Origin of the sequence: Cryobacterium glaciale (assembly GCF_004402535.1) — a bacterium.
In the GTDB taxonomy this organism is placed as follows: domain Bacteria; phylum Actinomycetota; class Actinomycetes; order Actinomycetales; family Microbacteriaceae; genus Cryobacterium; species Cryobacterium glaciale.
In genome coordinates this window covers 1-14459 of sequence record NZ_SOEY01000004.1, presented here as the reverse complement: position 1 = coordinate 14459, position 14459 = coordinate 1, and the positions used below count along the sequence as shown (strand labels likewise).

Annotated in this window: 16 protein-coding genes; 7 read left to right on the top strand and 9 right to left on the bottom strand. The window is 67.1% G+C overall.

Features of this window, described 5'->3' with window-relative positions:
- Positions 1-2: 2 nt before the first annotated feature.
- Positions 3-779 (bottom strand): alpha/beta fold hydrolase, encoded by a 777-nt coding sequence (locus E3O06_RS01480; protein WP_134501269.1) that lies wholly within the window; start codon positions 777-779, stop codon positions 3-5.
- Between the two features lie 151 nt (positions 780-930).
- Here E3O06_RS01480 and E3O06_RS01475 point away from each other — a divergent pair, with 151 nt between their 5' ends.
- Entirely contained in the window at positions 931-1560 is a 630-nt protein-coding gene (locus E3O06_RS01475; RefSeq protein ID WP_241979802.1) for a phosphoribosyltransferase, read from the top strand.
- Here E3O06_RS01475 and E3O06_RS01470 read toward each other — a convergent pair.
- Positions 1553-2185, bottom strand: coding sequence for a hypothetical protein (locus E3O06_RS01470; RefSeq protein WP_134501267.1), 633 nt, complete (start codon positions 2183-2185; stop codon positions 1553-1555). The two genes, E3O06_RS01475 and E3O06_RS01470, sit on opposite strands and share 8 nt — an antisense overlap.
- A 131-nt stretch (positions 2186-2316) precedes the next feature.
- On the opposite strand from E3O06_RS01470, the gene E3O06_RS01465 reads away from it, so the two are divergent.
- A complete protein-coding gene (locus E3O06_RS01465) occupies positions 2317-2718 on the top strand; it encodes an ankyrin repeat domain-containing protein (protein ID WP_241979801.1) in 402 nt (133 codons plus the stop codon).
- Positions 2719-2774: 56 nt separating this feature from the next.
- Here the strand turns inward: E3O06_RS01465 and E3O06_RS01460 are convergent, their stop codons facing one another.
- The 3 genes from E3O06_RS01460 to E3O06_RS01450 all read right to left on the bottom strand — a co-directional run bounded on the left by E3O06_RS01460 (position 2775) and on the right by E3O06_RS01450 (position 4786).
- The gene (locus E3O06_RS01460; protein WP_134501266.1) at positions 2775-3320 is read right to left on the bottom strand and encodes a hypothetical protein; all 546 of its coding nucleotides are present in this window, start codon (positions 3318-3320) and stop codon (positions 2775-2777) included.
- A 256-nt stretch (positions 3321-3576) separates the two neighbouring features.
- On the bottom strand, positions 3577-4437 hold the full coding sequence (locus E3O06_RS01455; RefSeq protein ID WP_420898858.1) for a 3-methyladenine DNA glycosylase: 861 nt from the start codon (positions 4435-4437) through the stop codon (positions 3577-3579).
- A 154-nt stretch (positions 4438-4591) separates the two neighbouring features.
- The gene (locus E3O06_RS01450; RefSeq protein ID WP_134501265.1) at positions 4592-4786 is read right to left on the bottom strand and encodes a hypothetical protein; all 195 of its coding nucleotides are present in this window, start codon (positions 4784-4786) and stop codon (positions 4592-4594) included.
- A gap of 288 nt (positions 4787-5074) precedes the next feature.
- Here E3O06_RS01450 and E3O06_RS01445 point away from each other — a divergent pair, with 288 nt between their 5' ends.
- From E3O06_RS01445 to E3O06_RS01435, 3 genes are all read left to right on the top strand, one after another.
- Positions 5075-5545, top strand: a complete 471-nt coding sequence (locus tag E3O06_RS01445) for a methyltransferase family protein (RefSeq protein ID WP_166788058.1) — start codon at positions 5075-5077, stop codon at positions 5543-5545.
- Positions 5546-5613: 68 nt separating this feature from the next.
- The gene (locus E3O06_RS01440) at positions 5614-6612 is read left to right on the top strand and encodes an LLM class flavin-dependent oxidoreductase (RefSeq protein ID WP_134501263.1); all 999 of its coding nucleotides are present in this window, start codon (positions 5614-5616) and stop codon (positions 6610-6612) included.
- 31 nt (positions 6613-6643) lie between these two features.
- Entirely contained in the window at positions 6644-6994 is a 351-nt protein-coding gene (locus E3O06_RS01435; protein WP_134501262.1) for an MmcQ/YjbR family DNA-binding protein, read from the top strand.
- A 45-nt stretch (positions 6995-7039) separates the two neighbouring features.
- Here E3O06_RS01435 and E3O06_RS01430 read toward each other — a convergent pair whose 3' ends face one another.
- Positions 7040-7699, bottom strand: coding sequence for a histidine phosphatase family protein (locus E3O06_RS01430; RefSeq protein WP_134501261.1), 660 nt, complete (start codon positions 7697-7699; stop codon positions 7040-7042).
- Between the two features lie 165 nt (positions 7700-7864).
- Between E3O06_RS01430 and E3O06_RS01425 the strand changes: the two genes are divergently transcribed.
- Positions 7865-8191, top strand: coding sequence for an antibiotic biosynthesis monooxygenase family protein (locus E3O06_RS01425; protein ID WP_134501260.1), 327 nt, complete (start codon positions 7865-7867; stop codon positions 8189-8191).
- A gap of 41 nt (positions 8192-8232) precedes the next feature.
- Here the strand turns inward: E3O06_RS01425 and E3O06_RS01420 are convergent, their stop codons facing one another.
- From E3O06_RS01420 to E3O06_RS01410, 3 genes are read right to left on the bottom strand one after another with little or no spacing between them, the layout of a single operon-like run.
- The gene (locus tag E3O06_RS01420) at positions 8233-8667 is read right to left on the bottom strand and encodes a hypothetical protein (RefSeq protein WP_134501259.1); all 435 of its coding nucleotides are present in this window, start codon (positions 8665-8667) and stop codon (positions 8233-8235) included.
- The gene (locus tag E3O06_RS01415) at positions 8664-9668 is read right to left on the bottom strand and encodes an MAB_1171c family putative transporter (RefSeq protein WP_134501258.1); all 1005 of its coding nucleotides are present in this window, start codon (positions 9666-9668) and stop codon (positions 8664-8666) included. Before E3O06_RS01415 ends, E3O06_RS01420 begins: the two co-directional genes overlap by 4 nt.
- Entirely contained in the window at positions 9668-10162 is a 495-nt protein-coding gene (locus tag E3O06_RS01410) for a hypothetical protein (protein WP_134501257.1), read from the bottom strand. The genes E3O06_RS01415 and E3O06_RS01410 overlap by 1 nt, the downstream gene beginning before the upstream one ends.
- A gap of 356 nt (positions 10163-10518) precedes the next feature.
- Here E3O06_RS01410 and metH point away from each other — a divergent pair, with 356 nt between their 5' ends.
- A complete protein-coding gene (metH, locus tag E3O06_RS01405; RefSeq protein WP_134501256.1) occupies positions 10519-14154 on the top strand; it encodes a methionine synthase in 3636 nt (1211 codons plus the stop codon).
- The last annotated feature ends 305 nt before the right edge of the window (positions 14155-14459 follow it).

The following is a 14459-nucleotide window of genomic DNA, read 5'->3' as shown; positions in this document are numbered from 1 at the left end:
GACTAGGGCTTGAGGAAGGCGATCGCCGCCTCGCGGAACGGCCGCGACGTGGGTGCGTTGAAGTGGTTGCGGCCGGGAATCTCGAAGAAACTCCCGTTCGGCGTCGCCTCGGCCAGCGCCCGCGAGGCGGCGAGAATGCTGTCTTCGCTGCCGGTTGCGAACAGCAGCGGCTGGGCGGGGGCGTTGGTCGGTCCGGGCTGCGGGCCGTCACGCATGCCTTCGACGAGGGCGACGAGTGCCGCGAGATCGTTGCCCGGCAAGGCCTTCGCCATCGTGAGATAGGCGCCGGTGAGGCGGTCGGTCACGGCGGCGCCGTGCTCGAGGTGGGCGCGGGCATCCGCTATGTGAAAGCGTTTCAGCGGATCGCCGTCGGGGATGCCGCCGAGAACCGCTTGCGTGATGCGCCCGCCGAGCTCGCGGGCGGCCTGCCAGCCGACCCGGGCGCCGAGGGAATAGCCGACGTAGCGCACCTCGGTGAGCAGGTAGGCGTCGAGCACGGCCTCGACGTCGCCGACGAGTAGTTCCATCGTGTAGGCCTCGGCCGAGTGCGGTTTGTCGCTCGCGCCGTGGCCGCGCTGGTCGATGCCGATCACGTGAAAGCCGGCCCGGGTCAGGTCGCGCGTCCAGCCGGTGGCGTGCCAGTTCGCGATCGCGCTCGAGGCGAAGCCGTGCACCACGAGCACGGTCGGATGATCGGGGTCACCCAGCTCGTAGGTGGCCAGTTGCACCCCGTCGAGGGACGGGACAAAACGGTGCTCGGGGGCGCTTCGGTGCAACATTCCCCTATTTCACCACGGATGCGGCGGCACCGTTTCCCCAGATTCGCCTGCCCGTGCCCTACCCGAGGCCGCACAGGAAGACTACTCTGGGCCGCAACCAGGCCCGCTGTGACCGGCAGCCGTGGCGGTGTCGGAAAGTACGGTGAGGGTCGTGTTCGCTGATCGAGCGGATGCCGGGCGCCAGCTGGCCGCGCGGCTAACGTACCTGCGACCCAGCGACCCGGTGGTCGTGGGGCTGCCGCGCGGGGGAGTGCCCGTGGCGTACGAGGTGGCGCGGGCGTTGCACGCGCCGCTGGACGTTATCGTGGTGCGGAAGCTCGGTCTGCCGGTTGATTCCGAGGTGGCCATGGGCGCCATCGGCGAGGGCGGGAAGCGGGTGCTCAACGACGATATCGTTCGGCACGTCGGCGTGAGCGCGGGGGAACTGCGCACGGTCGAAGACCGGGAGCGGGCGCTGCTCGAGGCCAGGGAAACGCTGTTTCGCGGCGGTCGGCCGCGGTGCGAGCTGTACGGCCGGGTGGTGATCATCGTCGATGACGGCATCGCGACCGGTGCCACGGCCCGCGTCGCCTGCGAGGTAGCTCGACAGCTCGGCGCCCTGCGGGTCGTGGTGGCCGTCCCCGTCGCTCCAGCCGGCGCGGACCTTCGGCTGGGTGCCGACGAGATCGTCAGCGTGGTGCAGCCCGCAGAGTTCTGGGCGGTCGGTGCGCACTACCGGGATTTTCGAGCGACCACCGACGCCGAGGTTGTGGCCCTGCTCGCCGCGGAGACGGTCAGCTGATCGACCGCAGGGCGGACTGCACGATGACGACGTCCGGGCCGTTCTTCTCGTCGATGAACTTCTGGATGGTGCCATCGTCGTAGAGCACAGACACCCACAGGTATCCGTTCATCGGCATCGAGGTCAGTATCTGCGGTTGGTTGAGTCCGTCTTGAATGGTCTGGAGGGTGGCGTCGTCGCTCGCGCCCGCGTTCTCCGGGTCCTGGCGCGGATCGGGGGACCCGATCGGCGAATACAGCGACAGGGGAATCGGCGGCTGGGTCTGGGTGAAGGCGGTGTCGTCCCAGGTGCCGAACACGGCGTAGGTGCCCCAGGTGACCGACGACGCAGTTTCGGAATACTGCGCCTGGGCCCAGTCCCAGCCGAGAATCGTCGGGCCGCTGCACTGCGGCGGATAGGACTCCAAGATCGGGCCCAGGCAGAGTTGCGGCTCGGCTTCGCCCTGTTGCAAGACCGTGCCCTGGCCGACCAGTTCGTCGCTCGTCAGCGTGGGCTGCGGAAAAGCGAGGTACGGCGGCAGCGTTCTCGGAACCTCTGCGCCGGGTACCGCGTCGCCCGCGCACGCGGCAATCGTGACGAGCCCGGTGGCGGCGAACGCGGCGAAGACGAGCGATCGAGGTCTCATGCTCTGAGTGTGGCATCGACCCGAGAGTGTCGCCAGCGCCAGTGGAGTTGGTCGCCGAATCGTGACGTTTTCGCGGTGGAGGCCTGGCGCCGGTTACGCTGGGCACACAGAAGAGCGAGCGGGAGCAGTCAGTGAACGAGAACACATCCGGGCTCAGCCCCGAGGTCATCGAGGGCGTTTTCGACCTCGCCCGCGACGGCCTCACCGGCCCCTTGGGCGAAATGATCGACGCCGGAGTCGGCCTCAACGTCGTCAACGCCCGCGGGGACACGCTGCTGATCGTCGCGGCCTACCAGCAGCACGCCGAGACCGTCGGTGAGCTGCTTCGGCGCGGGGCGGACGCATCCGTTGTCAATGCCATGGGCCAGACCGCCATCTCCTGCGCGGTCTTTCGGGGCAATGAGGCGATTCTGCGGTTGCTGCTCGAAGCGGATGCCGACCCTCGCCTCGGCACGCACAGCGGCGTGGCCATCGCCGACCAGTTCGGCCTGCCGCGCATGCGCGAGATCATCGAGTCGTACCCTCGCGACTGAGTAGCCGGAACAAGGGCGCCTCCCGGATGGGAGACGCCCTCATTTATACAATCAGGTTAGCGGCCCAGCCCGAGTCCGAGGTCGCCGAGAACGTCATTGACGATCGAGTCGACCGAGCCGTCGATGTTCTCCACATCGACGCCGCCGACGTCCGTTCCGACGTCGGTGCCGTTTCCGGCATCAACCGGGGCGGTGACGGGCGCTTCGATCGGAGCGACCACGTCGTTGCCGTTGCCGACCTCGTTGCCGGAGGCAACATCACCGACGTCGTTGTTGAGGGAATCGTTCACGAGCGGTCCGTTCACGACTCCGCCGTTCACGAGGCCGCCGTTGGCTACGCCGCCTGGTGAAGTGTCATTGCCGAGAACACCGTTACCGGTCGTGTCGTTGCCCGAGAGGTTGAACAGATCGCCGATGATGTCGAGGCGGTTCTGTTCGGACGAGCTGTCGGTGCTCGTGCTGGTGGTGGTGCTCGTGCTCTCGCCGTCGAAGGCTTGGGCCGGGGCGACGAAACCGCCGATGATGAGGGCGGATGCTGCGGCGCCGGTGATTCCCAGCGCGGTAATCTTGCGAACGTTCGTGTGCTTCGTGATCGTGTTCATGTGAGCTCCTATTCGTTGTTCTGTTCCGGCCCGATGTTCACCCGGGCCGCACAGATGGTCCGGAGCCCCGCCTCATCCGGTTTGGTCGACGCACCCCAAATGGGTGTCGTGCATCGTTTTTTGGCGCGGGTCCTGCACACCGTGACGCGAGCCGATCGCCGCCGTGGGGGGCATCCGCTCACGGCGGTGGTTCAACCTGAGAAGAGGCTGGCAACCGGTGAGCGTTGCCCGTCGCGACGGCGAGCGAGGGCAAGTTCTAGAGGAGCAGGCCCACGACGCGGTCACGCAAGACGTTGCTGCGCTCGGTGAAACCGCGCTGCCGGCGCACATACTCGGCCTTGCCGGCGGGAGTCTCGACCGTGACCGGCTCGTAGCCCCACTCCCTTAGGTCGTAGGGGGAGGCCTCCATGTCGAGCTGGCGAATGTCTCGGGCGAGCTCGAAGGAATCGAGCAGTACCTCGCCGGGAACCAGAGGGCCGAGCTTGATCACCCACTTGTAGATGTCCATGCCGGCGTGCAGGCAGCCGGGCTGCTCCAGCAGTGGCTGGTTCTCCCGGGAGGGCTCCAGCTGGTTCAGCGGGATGGCTGCGGGGGTGAAGAACCGAAACGCGTCGAAGTGGCTGCAGGCCACACGGTTGCCGTCGATGACGGCGTCGGTGTCGCCCTGGCCGAGGCGCAGCGGCGCAACGTGGCGGTGCTCACCCTGGCGGTAGACCATGGCCCACTCGTGCAGACCGAAACAGCCGAAGTGGGCGGGTCGCTGCCTGGTCGAACTCAGCAGTGAACCGATGAAACGGATGACGCGCTCGTTTTTCTCGGAGAAGGCCGCGACATCCACTCGGCTGTCGCTGCCGTTGCGCCGGTACCACTTCCAACTGGCACGGGGGTAGTCCGCGGCCCCCTGCAGCAGCACGCCGGCACCCGGATGCCAGCGGCGCAGCAGGCCGGGACGAAACGGGTAGTAGGTGAACAAAAAATCGTCGACCGGATGCGTCTGGCCGGTAGCTGCGCGCTCGCGACGGCCACGCGTGAAGGCATCGGCGCGTTCCTCGTGGGCCTGCTCGAGGGCGAGCCATTCGGCGGCCCCGAGCACCCGGGTCTGGTCAGTCAGTTGCACCCATCGACACTACGCCTGGAATCGTGAAGCCCCGCCTTCAGCTGGCCGGAATTTCTCGCCACTTTCTCATTACGAAACTGCCAGGAACCGTGCTGTTCACGCGTTGCCCTGTGGGAGGGGCCGGGAATGCGCATCCGCTTGTACGGCGAGCGAGCTAGGCGGCCAGGGGAGTGGCGCCGGCCTGCCAGCGGATGGCACGCATGCCGGCCCGGGTACCGTGTGGTTCATTACCGTGGCCGCGCAGGCGGCGGCACTCGACGAGGTCCTCGGCCGGCGTGATGTGCGGGTCGCGGCAGGAACTGTCGTAGCCGGTGTAGTCGATTTCAAGCAGGAGTTCGTCGTCGGTCATGGTGGTTCCACTTCGGCGGGGCATCTCGTCTGAGGTGCCGGGCGAATGCACCTGCCGGAGCAGGCCTGTGCCTCGAATCGATCAGGCGCGAATTGTTGGCACGCGATCGGGATCGAGGCCCGATGTCACTCTCCGGCGATGCTGGCGGAGCTGGTCTGTGCGTACGAGGGTAAGTCGCCCGCGTGCAGAACGGTTGCAAGAAGGCGAAAATGTTTCATTTCGTTACACGCTGGTGATGTGTGGTTAACCTGCGTTGGCACCCTTCTCTCCCGGGCGTACCCTCGAACTATGAAACGTGCACTCGCACTCAGCCTGGTCACCGGGCAATTTCTTCTCCTGGCGGCTCTGATCTTCCTGCCGCGCGGCACGCTCTGGTCGACGAGCATCGGGGTGATCGTGGCCGCGATCGTGTTGGGGCTGGTCGGCGCCGTACTCGCGGTGCTCGGCGTCGTCGGGCTGGGGCCGGCGTTGACCGCGAGTCCGATTCCACGCGAGGAAGCCCCGCTGGTCACCACAGGGGTGTACGGGCTCGTGCGCAGCCCCATCTACGCGGGACTCATGACCGGCGGCGTCGCGCTCGTGCTGGTGGGGGCCTCCGCCTGGCACATTGTGGTGTGGGTCGCGCTGGTCGGGCTGCTCTCGTTCAAGACCCGGTGGGAAGAGCGGATGCTCGTGGCCGGGCACCCCGATTACCGCTCCTATGGCACGCGGGTCGGGCGCTTCATGCCCGGTGTCGGTCGATTCGCCGAGCGCGGGTGAGTCGCGGCAATTTCGCGTTCGTCGGCCGAACCGGGTAACGAATTCGGTGCGGCGGTGTTGCCCCCAGTATGACTATTCCGCTCTCCATTCTTGACCTCGCTCCGATTGCCCCCGGGCAGACCGCTCGGGAGAGCTTCGCGGCGAGTGTCGCGCTCGCGCAAACGGCCGAAAAACACGGGTACGAGCGCGTCTGGTATGCCGAGCATCACAACATGCCGACCATCGGGTCGTCGGCGACGAGCATTCTGATCGGCTACGTCGCCGGGCAGACAGCCACGATCCGGCTCGGATCCGGCGGCGTCATGCTGCCCAACCACTCCCCGCTCGTCATTGCCGAGCAGTACGGCACCCTCGCCGAGCTCTACCCCGACCGCATAGACCTGGGCCTCGGGCGTGCGCCCGGCAGCGACCAGAACACCGCCCGGGCGATGCGCCGCGACCCGCGCGCGTCCGACCAGTTTCCGCAGGACGTCATGGAACTGCAGGCCTACCTGCGCGGCCAGTCGATCGTGCCGGGCGTGCAGGCCGTACCCGGCGCCGGCACCAATGTGCCGCTGTACATTCTGGGGTCGTCGCTGTTCGGCGCCGGGCTCGCTGCCGCGCTCGGGCTGCCCTACGCCTTCGCATCGCACTTCGCGCCCGACGCGCTGCACGACGCCATCGCGCTCTACCGCCGCGACTTCACGCCGTCGGAGCAGCTGGCAGCGCCGCACCTCATCGTGGCGGCCAACGTGATTGCGGCCGACGATAAAGCGGATGCCGTGCAGCAGTTCGAAACGACCCGCCGCACCCGGGTGCGCGGCATGCTCTCTCGCGGGCCGGCGACCCCCGAGTACAGCGACGACCAGATCGACGTCTTCCTGACGACGCCGGAGGGCCGCAACATCGCCAACATGATGCGGTATTCGGCCGTCGGCACGGCGGACGAGGTGCGTGCCTACCTCGAGGAGTTCGCGGAGGGAACGCAGGCGGACGAACTCATCCTCGCCCACCAGTCACCGTTCATCGCCGGCCGCCTGCGCTCGGTGGAACTCACCGCCGACGCCATGAGCCTCGTCGCCGCCTAGTTGTGCTGCCCAGGGGTACTAGGGTCGCAGCATGACCCCGGACGCGCTCGTCGATCTCTGCCTGAGCCTGCCCCAGGCCATCGAAACGTTTCCGTTCGGCGAGGAGACGAGCGTGTTCAAGACCAGCGGCAACGGCAAGATTTTTGCCCTCGCGGTCCTTGCGAGCGAGCCGCTCACGGTGTCGCTCAAGTGCGATCCAGAGGAGAGCCGCGCCCTGCGGCAAGAGTTTGCGCTGTGGATCACGCCGGGCTATCACCTGAATAGGAAGCACTGGATCACGATCGTGCTCGACGGCCACGTTCCCGCTGAGCTCGTCGAACAGCTGCTGCGCGACAGCCACGCGCTCGTGCGCCCGCGGGTGCCTCGAGCCAAGCCGCAATAGATTCCAATTGCTCGACCAGCGCTGGCGCACGGAAGGGCGGCCTGGTCAGTCGTCGAGCGGCTCGCCCAACGGATCGGCGGCGCTCAGATCGGCGAGGGCCATACCGCCCACGGGAAGGCCCGCCCACGACAGCAGAGTCCAGCCCTCTTCGGGCGAGCCGGTCAGCTCGACCACACCGGTGTTGTCGAGCTCGTTCTCGCCGGCAAAGGTCGCCGGCACGTTCTGAGCGCGGGCTGCGGTCCACACACGAATGGCCGCGCCGTGGCTGAAGACAGCGGCGACGTCGGCGTCCGCGGCCGCTACAGCGATGTCGGCGTCGAACCGCCAGAAGAATTCGTGACCGTCGTGAGCGCCGGGCATCCGCTTGTCGAGGTCGCCGGAGCCCCAGGCCACCGCGGTTTCCAGATAGGTGCGCACGGAGGCCCGATCGCGCAGCCCCTCGAGGGCGCCAGCTTCGATCTCGTGCAACCCGGCCGCGACCTGCAGATCGAGGCCGCGATCGGCGGCGAGCGGATGCGCCGTCAGCTGAGTGCGCAGCAGGGTCGACACGAAAATGGCGTCGATCGGGTCGGAGCGCAGGGCCTCCGGAATAGCGGCGGCCTGGCGCAGGCCGAGGTCGGTCAATCCCGGACCGGGACGCTCGGTGTCGAGCCGCCCGAGAACGTTGCCGGGAGTCTGGCCATGGCGGATCAGGAGAAGTCGCATAGTCTCTCCAGCATAAGCATTGGCCTTGCAGCATGGGGAACGCGGCCGGGTCAGGGGAGTGGTTGCGTCGCCGGCGCGGTCGTACCAGCGGAATGGCGCGTCCGTGCAGCGGAAAGTGGCAGCATGGTGGAAATACCTCCGAGCGTTCGAACAGGAAGCAGTCCCATGACGATCATCAAAATCAACGCCATCACCGTACCGAGCGACGGCGGCGACGAGTTGGCCCGCCGGTTCGCTGCCCGGGCGGGCGCCGTCGACGACCGCCCCGGTTTCGAGGGCTTCGAGCTGCTCAAGCCGACGGATGACCGCCTGACCTGGCTCGTCGTGACGCGCTGGGCCGACGAGGAGTCGTTCCAGGCCTGGCTGAGCTCCCCGTCCTTCTCCCACGGGCACCGCAGTGAGACGCCGAAGGAAGGCGAACCGGCCGTGCGACCGGTCGGGGTGAGCAGTGAGTTGTGGTCGTACACGATCGCCGGCGGTACCGGGCACTGACCGGACGCGGAGTCCGGACGAGACCCCGTCGACGCGCAACCCTACGCTGAGTCGGGGCTCTCGTTCGCCAGGAGCTCGGTGATCGATCGGAGCGTTTCGGGGGAGACGTCGCCGAGCATCCTCGCCGCAAAGCTCACCACGCGGGCAACGCGCAGACTCTTCACGAAGGCGAGCTGCGCGTCGACGCGTTCCGGCAGGTCGCCGTCCCCGCCGAGCATGTATTCCGGGGGGATGCGGAAAAAGTCGGCGATGCCGGTGAGGAGTGCCGGATCGGTGACCAGCGGGCCTTCGCCGGTGATCATGTAGGCCCAGCGTGCGCGCGAGAGGGTCAGGCCGCGTTCGTTCAAGCCCGCTTCGATCTGGCGATAGGTGTAGGGGGTGTTGCCCTCGGCCACGACGACATCGAGCAGCAGGTTGAGCTTGCGCGCCAGTTCGAGCTGCGGGCTCACCTCGTCGGCGTTGGGTGCGGCGGTCATTTGGCCACCCCTGCGAGAGCGGATGTTTGGGCCTGGGTGCGCGCTTCGGCCCGGTCGATCACGGCCAGTTCGGCGGGGGTCATGGCCTGCCCGGGGCGTACCAGGAGGCTGTCGCGGATTTCGACGTGCCGCCGATACAGGTGCACTCCGGGACGGCGCACGGTGAGCAGTTGCCGGGAGGAGAGCTTCCGTTCGATGCTGAGCTCGGGAGTGTCGGCCAGGAGGCGTTGCCAGAGCGGCGTGATCTGCCAGAGCAGCACGCGGTCGCGGTAATTCTTTCGGGCGGCGGCCAGCCCGTCAGCGGATGCCGACAGCCCGAGCCCAATGACGAGGAAGATGGGGGACAGCAGAAGCGTCAGGCTGTAGGTGGTGCGCGCCCAGCCAACCAGCAGGAAGTCCGGGTGCAGAACGGCCAGCACGGCACTGGTCAGGCTGATGACGGCGTAGCTGAGCACGCCCAGGCAGGCGAGCAGCACCAGGCTCAGCGAGACCAGCGTGACCGGGCGGCGTTGCCGACGCAGGTCGGCCACGCAGGCCGTGGCGAAGGATACCGCAAAGATTCCCATCGCAATCCAGGTGGTGGCCGCGTACGCGGTGAAGTCCCAGCGGGGAATGAAGGACGCTGCGATGTCGTCGGTCACCCGCCAGTCACTGCCGAAGAACAACAGAGCCTGCAGGGCGATGATCGCAGCGCTGACCATCATCGTGGCACGCTTGCGCGCCCGGGTGAGGCCGCGTGGCGACATGGCTTCCTGCACGATGACGTCCAGGAGCGCGATGGCCACAATGGTCAAAGCGTGGAAGATGAAATAGGTCACATTGCCGTTGCCGAGCAGCGCATCCACCGGCCGGTACACCGGCTCGGGCATCAGCGTCATGGTCAGCGCGAAGACCGTCAGAAACAGCAGTAGCGGCCGTCGTCGTCCGCGAACGGCCGACGGCACACACACCGCCGCGGCGATCCAAAAGACCGCCGAGAGTGCGAACAGAACCGCCTGCATTAGAGAACTCGTCCGAATCCGGTTTGGCTGCCGTGGGCTGCTTCGCGCCCGTCGTGCAGCATGATGAGGGCCAGTTGATCGCCGATGGCCTCGGCGAGGGCCTCCTGCTCGTCGGTGAACCGGCTGCGAGAGAGTGCGTGGGCGATGGCATCCAGCGGAATCAGCGGCGCGAGCAGAGCGACCCGCTCCGCCGAGAGCAGCTCTTGCTCCTGGTCGAGAATCATGTGGCCGAATTCGTGATTGATGAACTGCTGACGGTGCACCATGGAGGTGGTCGGTGCATGGTGGATCCGCTCAAAACTTTCCCCGACCACGGCAATCCAGAGCCCGCACAGCCCGGCCTCGAGCATACGTGGGGTCGCGGGCTGCACCACGATCTTCTTTCCACGCACCGTTTCCATGTGCTGGTGCAGCAGCTCGGCCGTGAGGGGTCGGGGCAGGCCTAGCGCGACCACCAGCGTGTGAGCCTGTTTCTGGCGTGACGCGTAGCTCATGGAATACCCCCTATTTGCCCATTCAGCCTACCTCCCGTCGGGTACGGCCAGCGGATGCCTGCACTGACCCTCCGATAGGTTACGATAGACATGTCTAACGTGGCTTCCGGGGGGAAGCGGCTGCTGCGACGCTCGTGAGTGGTGAATAATGCGGGGGCTCTGTTTCTGTGCCTGGCACAGGATCTGCCGCCACTCCGAGCTGTCGCCGCGTGCCACGCGGCCGGCACGACACTCGGCGCCCCCATGGGGCGCCGAGTTGCGGCGGCGCGCTCGGTCTGAGCCGCGCGCATCCGCTCAGGCTAAGAAACGTTACTTCGGCGCGGCCGACCCTTCGCACCCGCCGTTAAGCTGAGCCAATGAGCACTGAGCGAACGACTGCCGCCGAAATACCCGTCGAAGCGGCGCGCCCGGCTCGAGCCCAAGCCCTGCTGGATGCCGTGACGAACTCCGTGGTGATCGCGGACGGCGCCATGGGCACCATGCTGCAGGAGCACAATCCCACCCTCGACGACTACCAGCAGCTCGAGGGCTGCAACGAGATCCTCAACGTGAGCCGCCCCGATATCATCGCGGCCATCCACGATGTCTACCTCGAAACCGGCATCGACGCCATCGAAACCAACACCTTCGGCGCCAACTGGTCGAACCTCTCCGACTACGGCATCGAAGACCGCATCGAGGAACTCGCCCGGCTCGGCGCCGAGATCGCCCGCACCAGCGCCGAAAAGTTCGAAGCCGGCGACGGTCGCGTGCGCTGGGTGCTGGGGTCGATGGGTCCAGGCACCAAACTGCCGAGCCTCGGCCACACCACCTACGCGAACCTGAAGGCCACCTTCGCCGAGCAGGCGCTCGGCCTCATCCGTGGCGGCGCCGACGCCTTCCTCATCGAGACCTCGCAGGACCTGCTGCAGACCAAGAGCGCGGTGAACGGATGCAAGCAGGCCATTGCCGATACCGGCATCCGCTTGCCGATTTTCGTCGAGGTTACGGTGGAGACCACCGGAACCATGCTGATGGGCAGCGAAATCGGCGCCGCCTTGACCGCGCTCGAACCCCTCGGCATCGACGCGATCGGCCTGAACTGCGCGACCGGGCCGACCGAGATGAGCGAGCACCTGCGCCACCTCTCCAAGTTCTCGCGCGTGCCCGTGATCTGTATGCCCAACGCCGGCCTGCCGCAGCTGACGAAGACCGGCGCGAGCTACCCGCTGACCCCCGACCAGCTCGCTACGGCGCACGAACAGTTCGTGAAGGAATTCGGGCTGGGGCTCGTGGGCGGATGCTGCGGAACGACTCCCGCACACCTGCGCAAGGTGGTCGAACGGTTGCGGGGAGTCACCGTGAAGCCGCGTGTTCTCGAAGCGGATGCCGGCGTCGCCAGCTTGTACCAGCACGTCAGCTTCGACCAGGACAGCGCCTTTCTCGCCATCGGGGAACGCACCAACGCCAACGGCTCCCGCGCTTTTCGCGATGCCATGCTCGCCGAGAACTGGGACGACTGCGTCGACATCGCCCGCAGTCAGGTGCGCGACGGCGCCCACCTGCTCGACGTCTGCATCGACTACGTCGGCCGTGACGGCGTCGCCGACATGAAACAGGTCGTCTCCCGCCTCGCGAGCGCGTCGACGCTGCCGCTCGTCGTCGACTCGACCGAGCCGGCCGTGCTGCAGGCCGGGATGGAACTGATCGGCGGACGCCCGGTCGTGAACTCGGTCAACTTCGAAGACGGCGAGGGGCCGACCTCGCGCTTCGGCCGCATCATGCCGCTCGTGAAGGAGCACGGCGCCGCAGTGATCGCCCTGACCATCGACGAAGAGGGCCAGGCCCGCACCGCCGAACACAAGGTGCGCATCGCCACCCGCTTGGTCGAGACCCTCGTGAACGTGTGGGGCATGCGGGTCGAGGACATCATCGTCGACGCCCTGACCTTTCCCATCGCGACCGGCCAGGAGGAAACCCGTCGCGACGGCATCGAGACCATCGAGGCGATCCGTCAGATCAAGGCGAAGTACCCCGGCATCCACACCACCCTCGGGGTGTCGAACGTGTCGTTCGGCCTCAACCCCGCCGCCCGTTCGGTGCTCAACTCGGTCTTTTTGCACGAGGCCACCGAAGCCGGCCTCGACTCGGCCATTGTCAACTCGGCCAAGATCGTGCCGCTCGCCTCGGTACCAGACGACCGTCGCAAGGTGGCCCTCGACCTGGTCTGGGACCGCCGCGAATACGACGTCGACGGTACCCTCACCTACGACCCGCTCGTGGCGCTGCTCGACCTGTTCGCCGGCGTCGACTCCGCAGCATTGAAAGACGAACGCGCCGCCGAACTGGCCGCCCTGCCGGTGGGCGAACGGCTCGAACGCCGTATTATCGACGGCGAGGCCAAGGGGCTGGAGGCCGACCTCGACCTCGCCCGTGCCGGGGGACTGAGCGCGCTCGACATTGTCAACGTGCACCTGCTCGTGGGCATGCAGGTCGTCGGTGCCCGCTTCGGCAGCGGGGAGATGCAACTCCCGTTCGTGCTGCAATCCGCCGAGGTCATGAAGGCCGCCGTGGCGCTTCTGGAACCGCACATGGAGAAATCCGAAGCGGCCGGCAAGGGCACGATCGTGCTCGGCACCGTGCGCGGCGACGTGCACGACATCGGCAAGAACCTCGTCGACATCATCCTCACCAACAACGGCTACGACGTGATCAACATCGGCATCAAGCAGCCGATCGCTGAGTTCATCCGCGTTGCCGAGGAGCACAACGCCGACGTCATCGGCATGAGCGGGCTGCTCGTGAAGTCCACCGTGGTGATGAAGGAGAACCTGCTCGAACTCGAGTCGCGCGGACTCGCCGGCAAATGGCCGATTTTGCTCGGCGGGGCCGCCCTCACCCGGTCCTACGTCGAGGACGACCTCGACAGCGTCTTCGCCGGGCAGGTGCGCTACGCCCGCGACGCCTTCGAGGGTCTCGCCCTGATGGAACCGCTCGTGGCCATCGCCCGCGGCGCCGACCCTCGTGCGGTGGGGCTGCCACCGCTCAAGAAGCGCATCCACAAGAAGAGCCTGCTCACCCTGACCGAGCCCGAGGAAATGCCGGCCCGCTCCGAGGTCGCGAGCGACAACCCCATTCCGGTGCCGCCGTTCTGGGGCACCCGCATCGTCAAGGGCGTCGCGCTCGCCGACTTCTCGGCGTTCCTCGACGAACGAGCCACCTTCATGGGGCAGTGGGGGCTCAAGCCCAGTCGCGCCGAGGACGGCGCCAGCTATCAGGAACTGGTCGACACCGTCGGCCGGCCGCGCCTGCGCTACTGGCTCGACCGCATCCTGGGAGAGGGGATGCTCGACGCCTCCGTCGCCTACGGCTACTTTCCGGTCGTCGCCGAGGGCGACGACATGGTCGTGCTGCACCACGGCGACGACCCCACCGGCCTGGTCGGTCAGGCCGGCCTGCTCGCGCCCGATGGCGGCTCCGGCGGCGAACTCGGCACCGACCGCCTGCGCTTCAACTTTCCCCGGCAACGCCGCGACAAGCACCTGTGCCTGGCCGACTTCGTGCGCGGGCGCCCAGATCCGCAGAAAGGAGAGCGCGGCCAAACGGATGTCGTCGCCCTCCAGTTGGTCACCGCCGGCTCCCACGTCGACGAGGTCACAGCGAAGATGTTCGCCGCGAACCAGTACCGCGACTACATGGAACTCAACGGACTGACCATGCAGCTGACCGAGGCGCTGGCCGAGTACTGGCACTCGCGCATCCGCTCGGAATTCGGTGTGGGCGGCGAAGACCCCACCGATATCGCCGGCATGTTCAAGCTCGAGTATCGCGGTGCCCGGTTCTCGCTCGGCTACCCGGCCTGCCCCGAGATGGAGGACCGTCGCAAGGTGGTTGAGCTGCTGAAGCCAGAGCGGATGGGCGTGGTGCTGTCCGAGGAGCTGCAGCTGCATCCGGAACAGTCGACCGACGCGTTCGTGTTCCACCACCCGGAAGCGAAGTACTTCTCGGTCTAGCGGAGCGTCGGCCCGTGAGCCATCTCGTGAGGCGTTCGAGGTAATCCGCACGTCCCCAGGGGCAGCGCTCGCCAAAAGTCACCGCCCAACCTCTCGACCCCCAAGGACAGGTCGGTACGTTGCGCGGGAGCTACGCCAGTGCGCGGGACTTGCACCAGTGCGCGGGTAGTTCGGCGCGGCCCCTCCCGCGCGTCTGCGCGCGATGTCAAGCTGAGTGGAGTCACTCGGGTTAGTTTTTGACGCCGGTGTCGGGAAGATGATTGATCCCGACGATGCCGGCTGGTGCCGGCGTTGTGGGGCGTGCA

Coding starts and splice junctions, on each gene's coding strand:
- E3O06_RS01480 (WP_134501269.1), bottom strand. CDS start 779: ATGTTGCACCGAAGCGCCCCCGAGCACCGTTTTGTCCCGTCCCTCGAC.
- E3O06_RS01470 (WP_134501267.1), bottom strand. CDS start 2,185: ATGAGACCTCGATCGCTCGTCTTCGCCGCGTTCGCCGCCACCGGGCTC.
- E3O06_RS01460 (WP_134501266.1), bottom strand. CDS start 3,320: ATGAACACGATCACGAAGCACACGAACGTTCGCAAGATTACCGCGCTG.
- E3O06_RS01450 (WP_134501265.1), bottom strand. CDS start 4,786: ATGACCGACGACGAACTCCTGCTTGAAATCGACTACACCGGCTACGAC.
- E3O06_RS01445 (WP_166788058.1), top strand. CDS start 5,075: ATGAAACGTGCACTCGCACTCAGCCTGGTCACCGGGCAATTTCTTCTC.
- E3O06_RS01440 (WP_134501263.1), top strand. CDS start 5,614: ATGACTATTCCGCTCTCCATTCTTGACCTCGCTCCGATTGCCCCCGGG.
- E3O06_RS01435 (WP_134501262.1), top strand. CDS start 6,644: ATGACCCCGGACGCGCTCGTCGATCTCTGCCTGAGCCTGCCCCAGGCC.
- E3O06_RS01430 (WP_134501261.1), bottom strand. CDS start 7,699: ATGCGACTTCTCCTGATCCGCCATGGCCAGACTCCCGGCAACGTTCTC.
- E3O06_RS01425 (WP_134501260.1), top strand. CDS start 7,865: ATGACGATCATCAAAATCAACGCCATCACCGTACCGAGCGACGGCGGC.
- E3O06_RS01420 (WP_134501259.1), bottom strand. CDS start 8,667: ATGACCGCCGCACCCAACGCCGACGAGGTGAGCCCGCAGCTCGAACTG.
- E3O06_RS01415 (WP_134501258.1), bottom strand. CDS start 9,668: ATGCAGGCGGTTCTGTTCGCACTCTCGGCGGTCTTTTGGATCGCCGCG.
- E3O06_RS01410 (WP_134501257.1), bottom strand. CDS start 10,162: ATGAGCTACGCGTCACGCCAGAAACAGGCTCACACGCTGGTGGTCGCG.
- metH (WP_134501256.1), top strand. CDS start 10,519: ATGAGCACTGAGCGAACGACTGCCGCCGAAATACCCGTCGAAGCGGCG.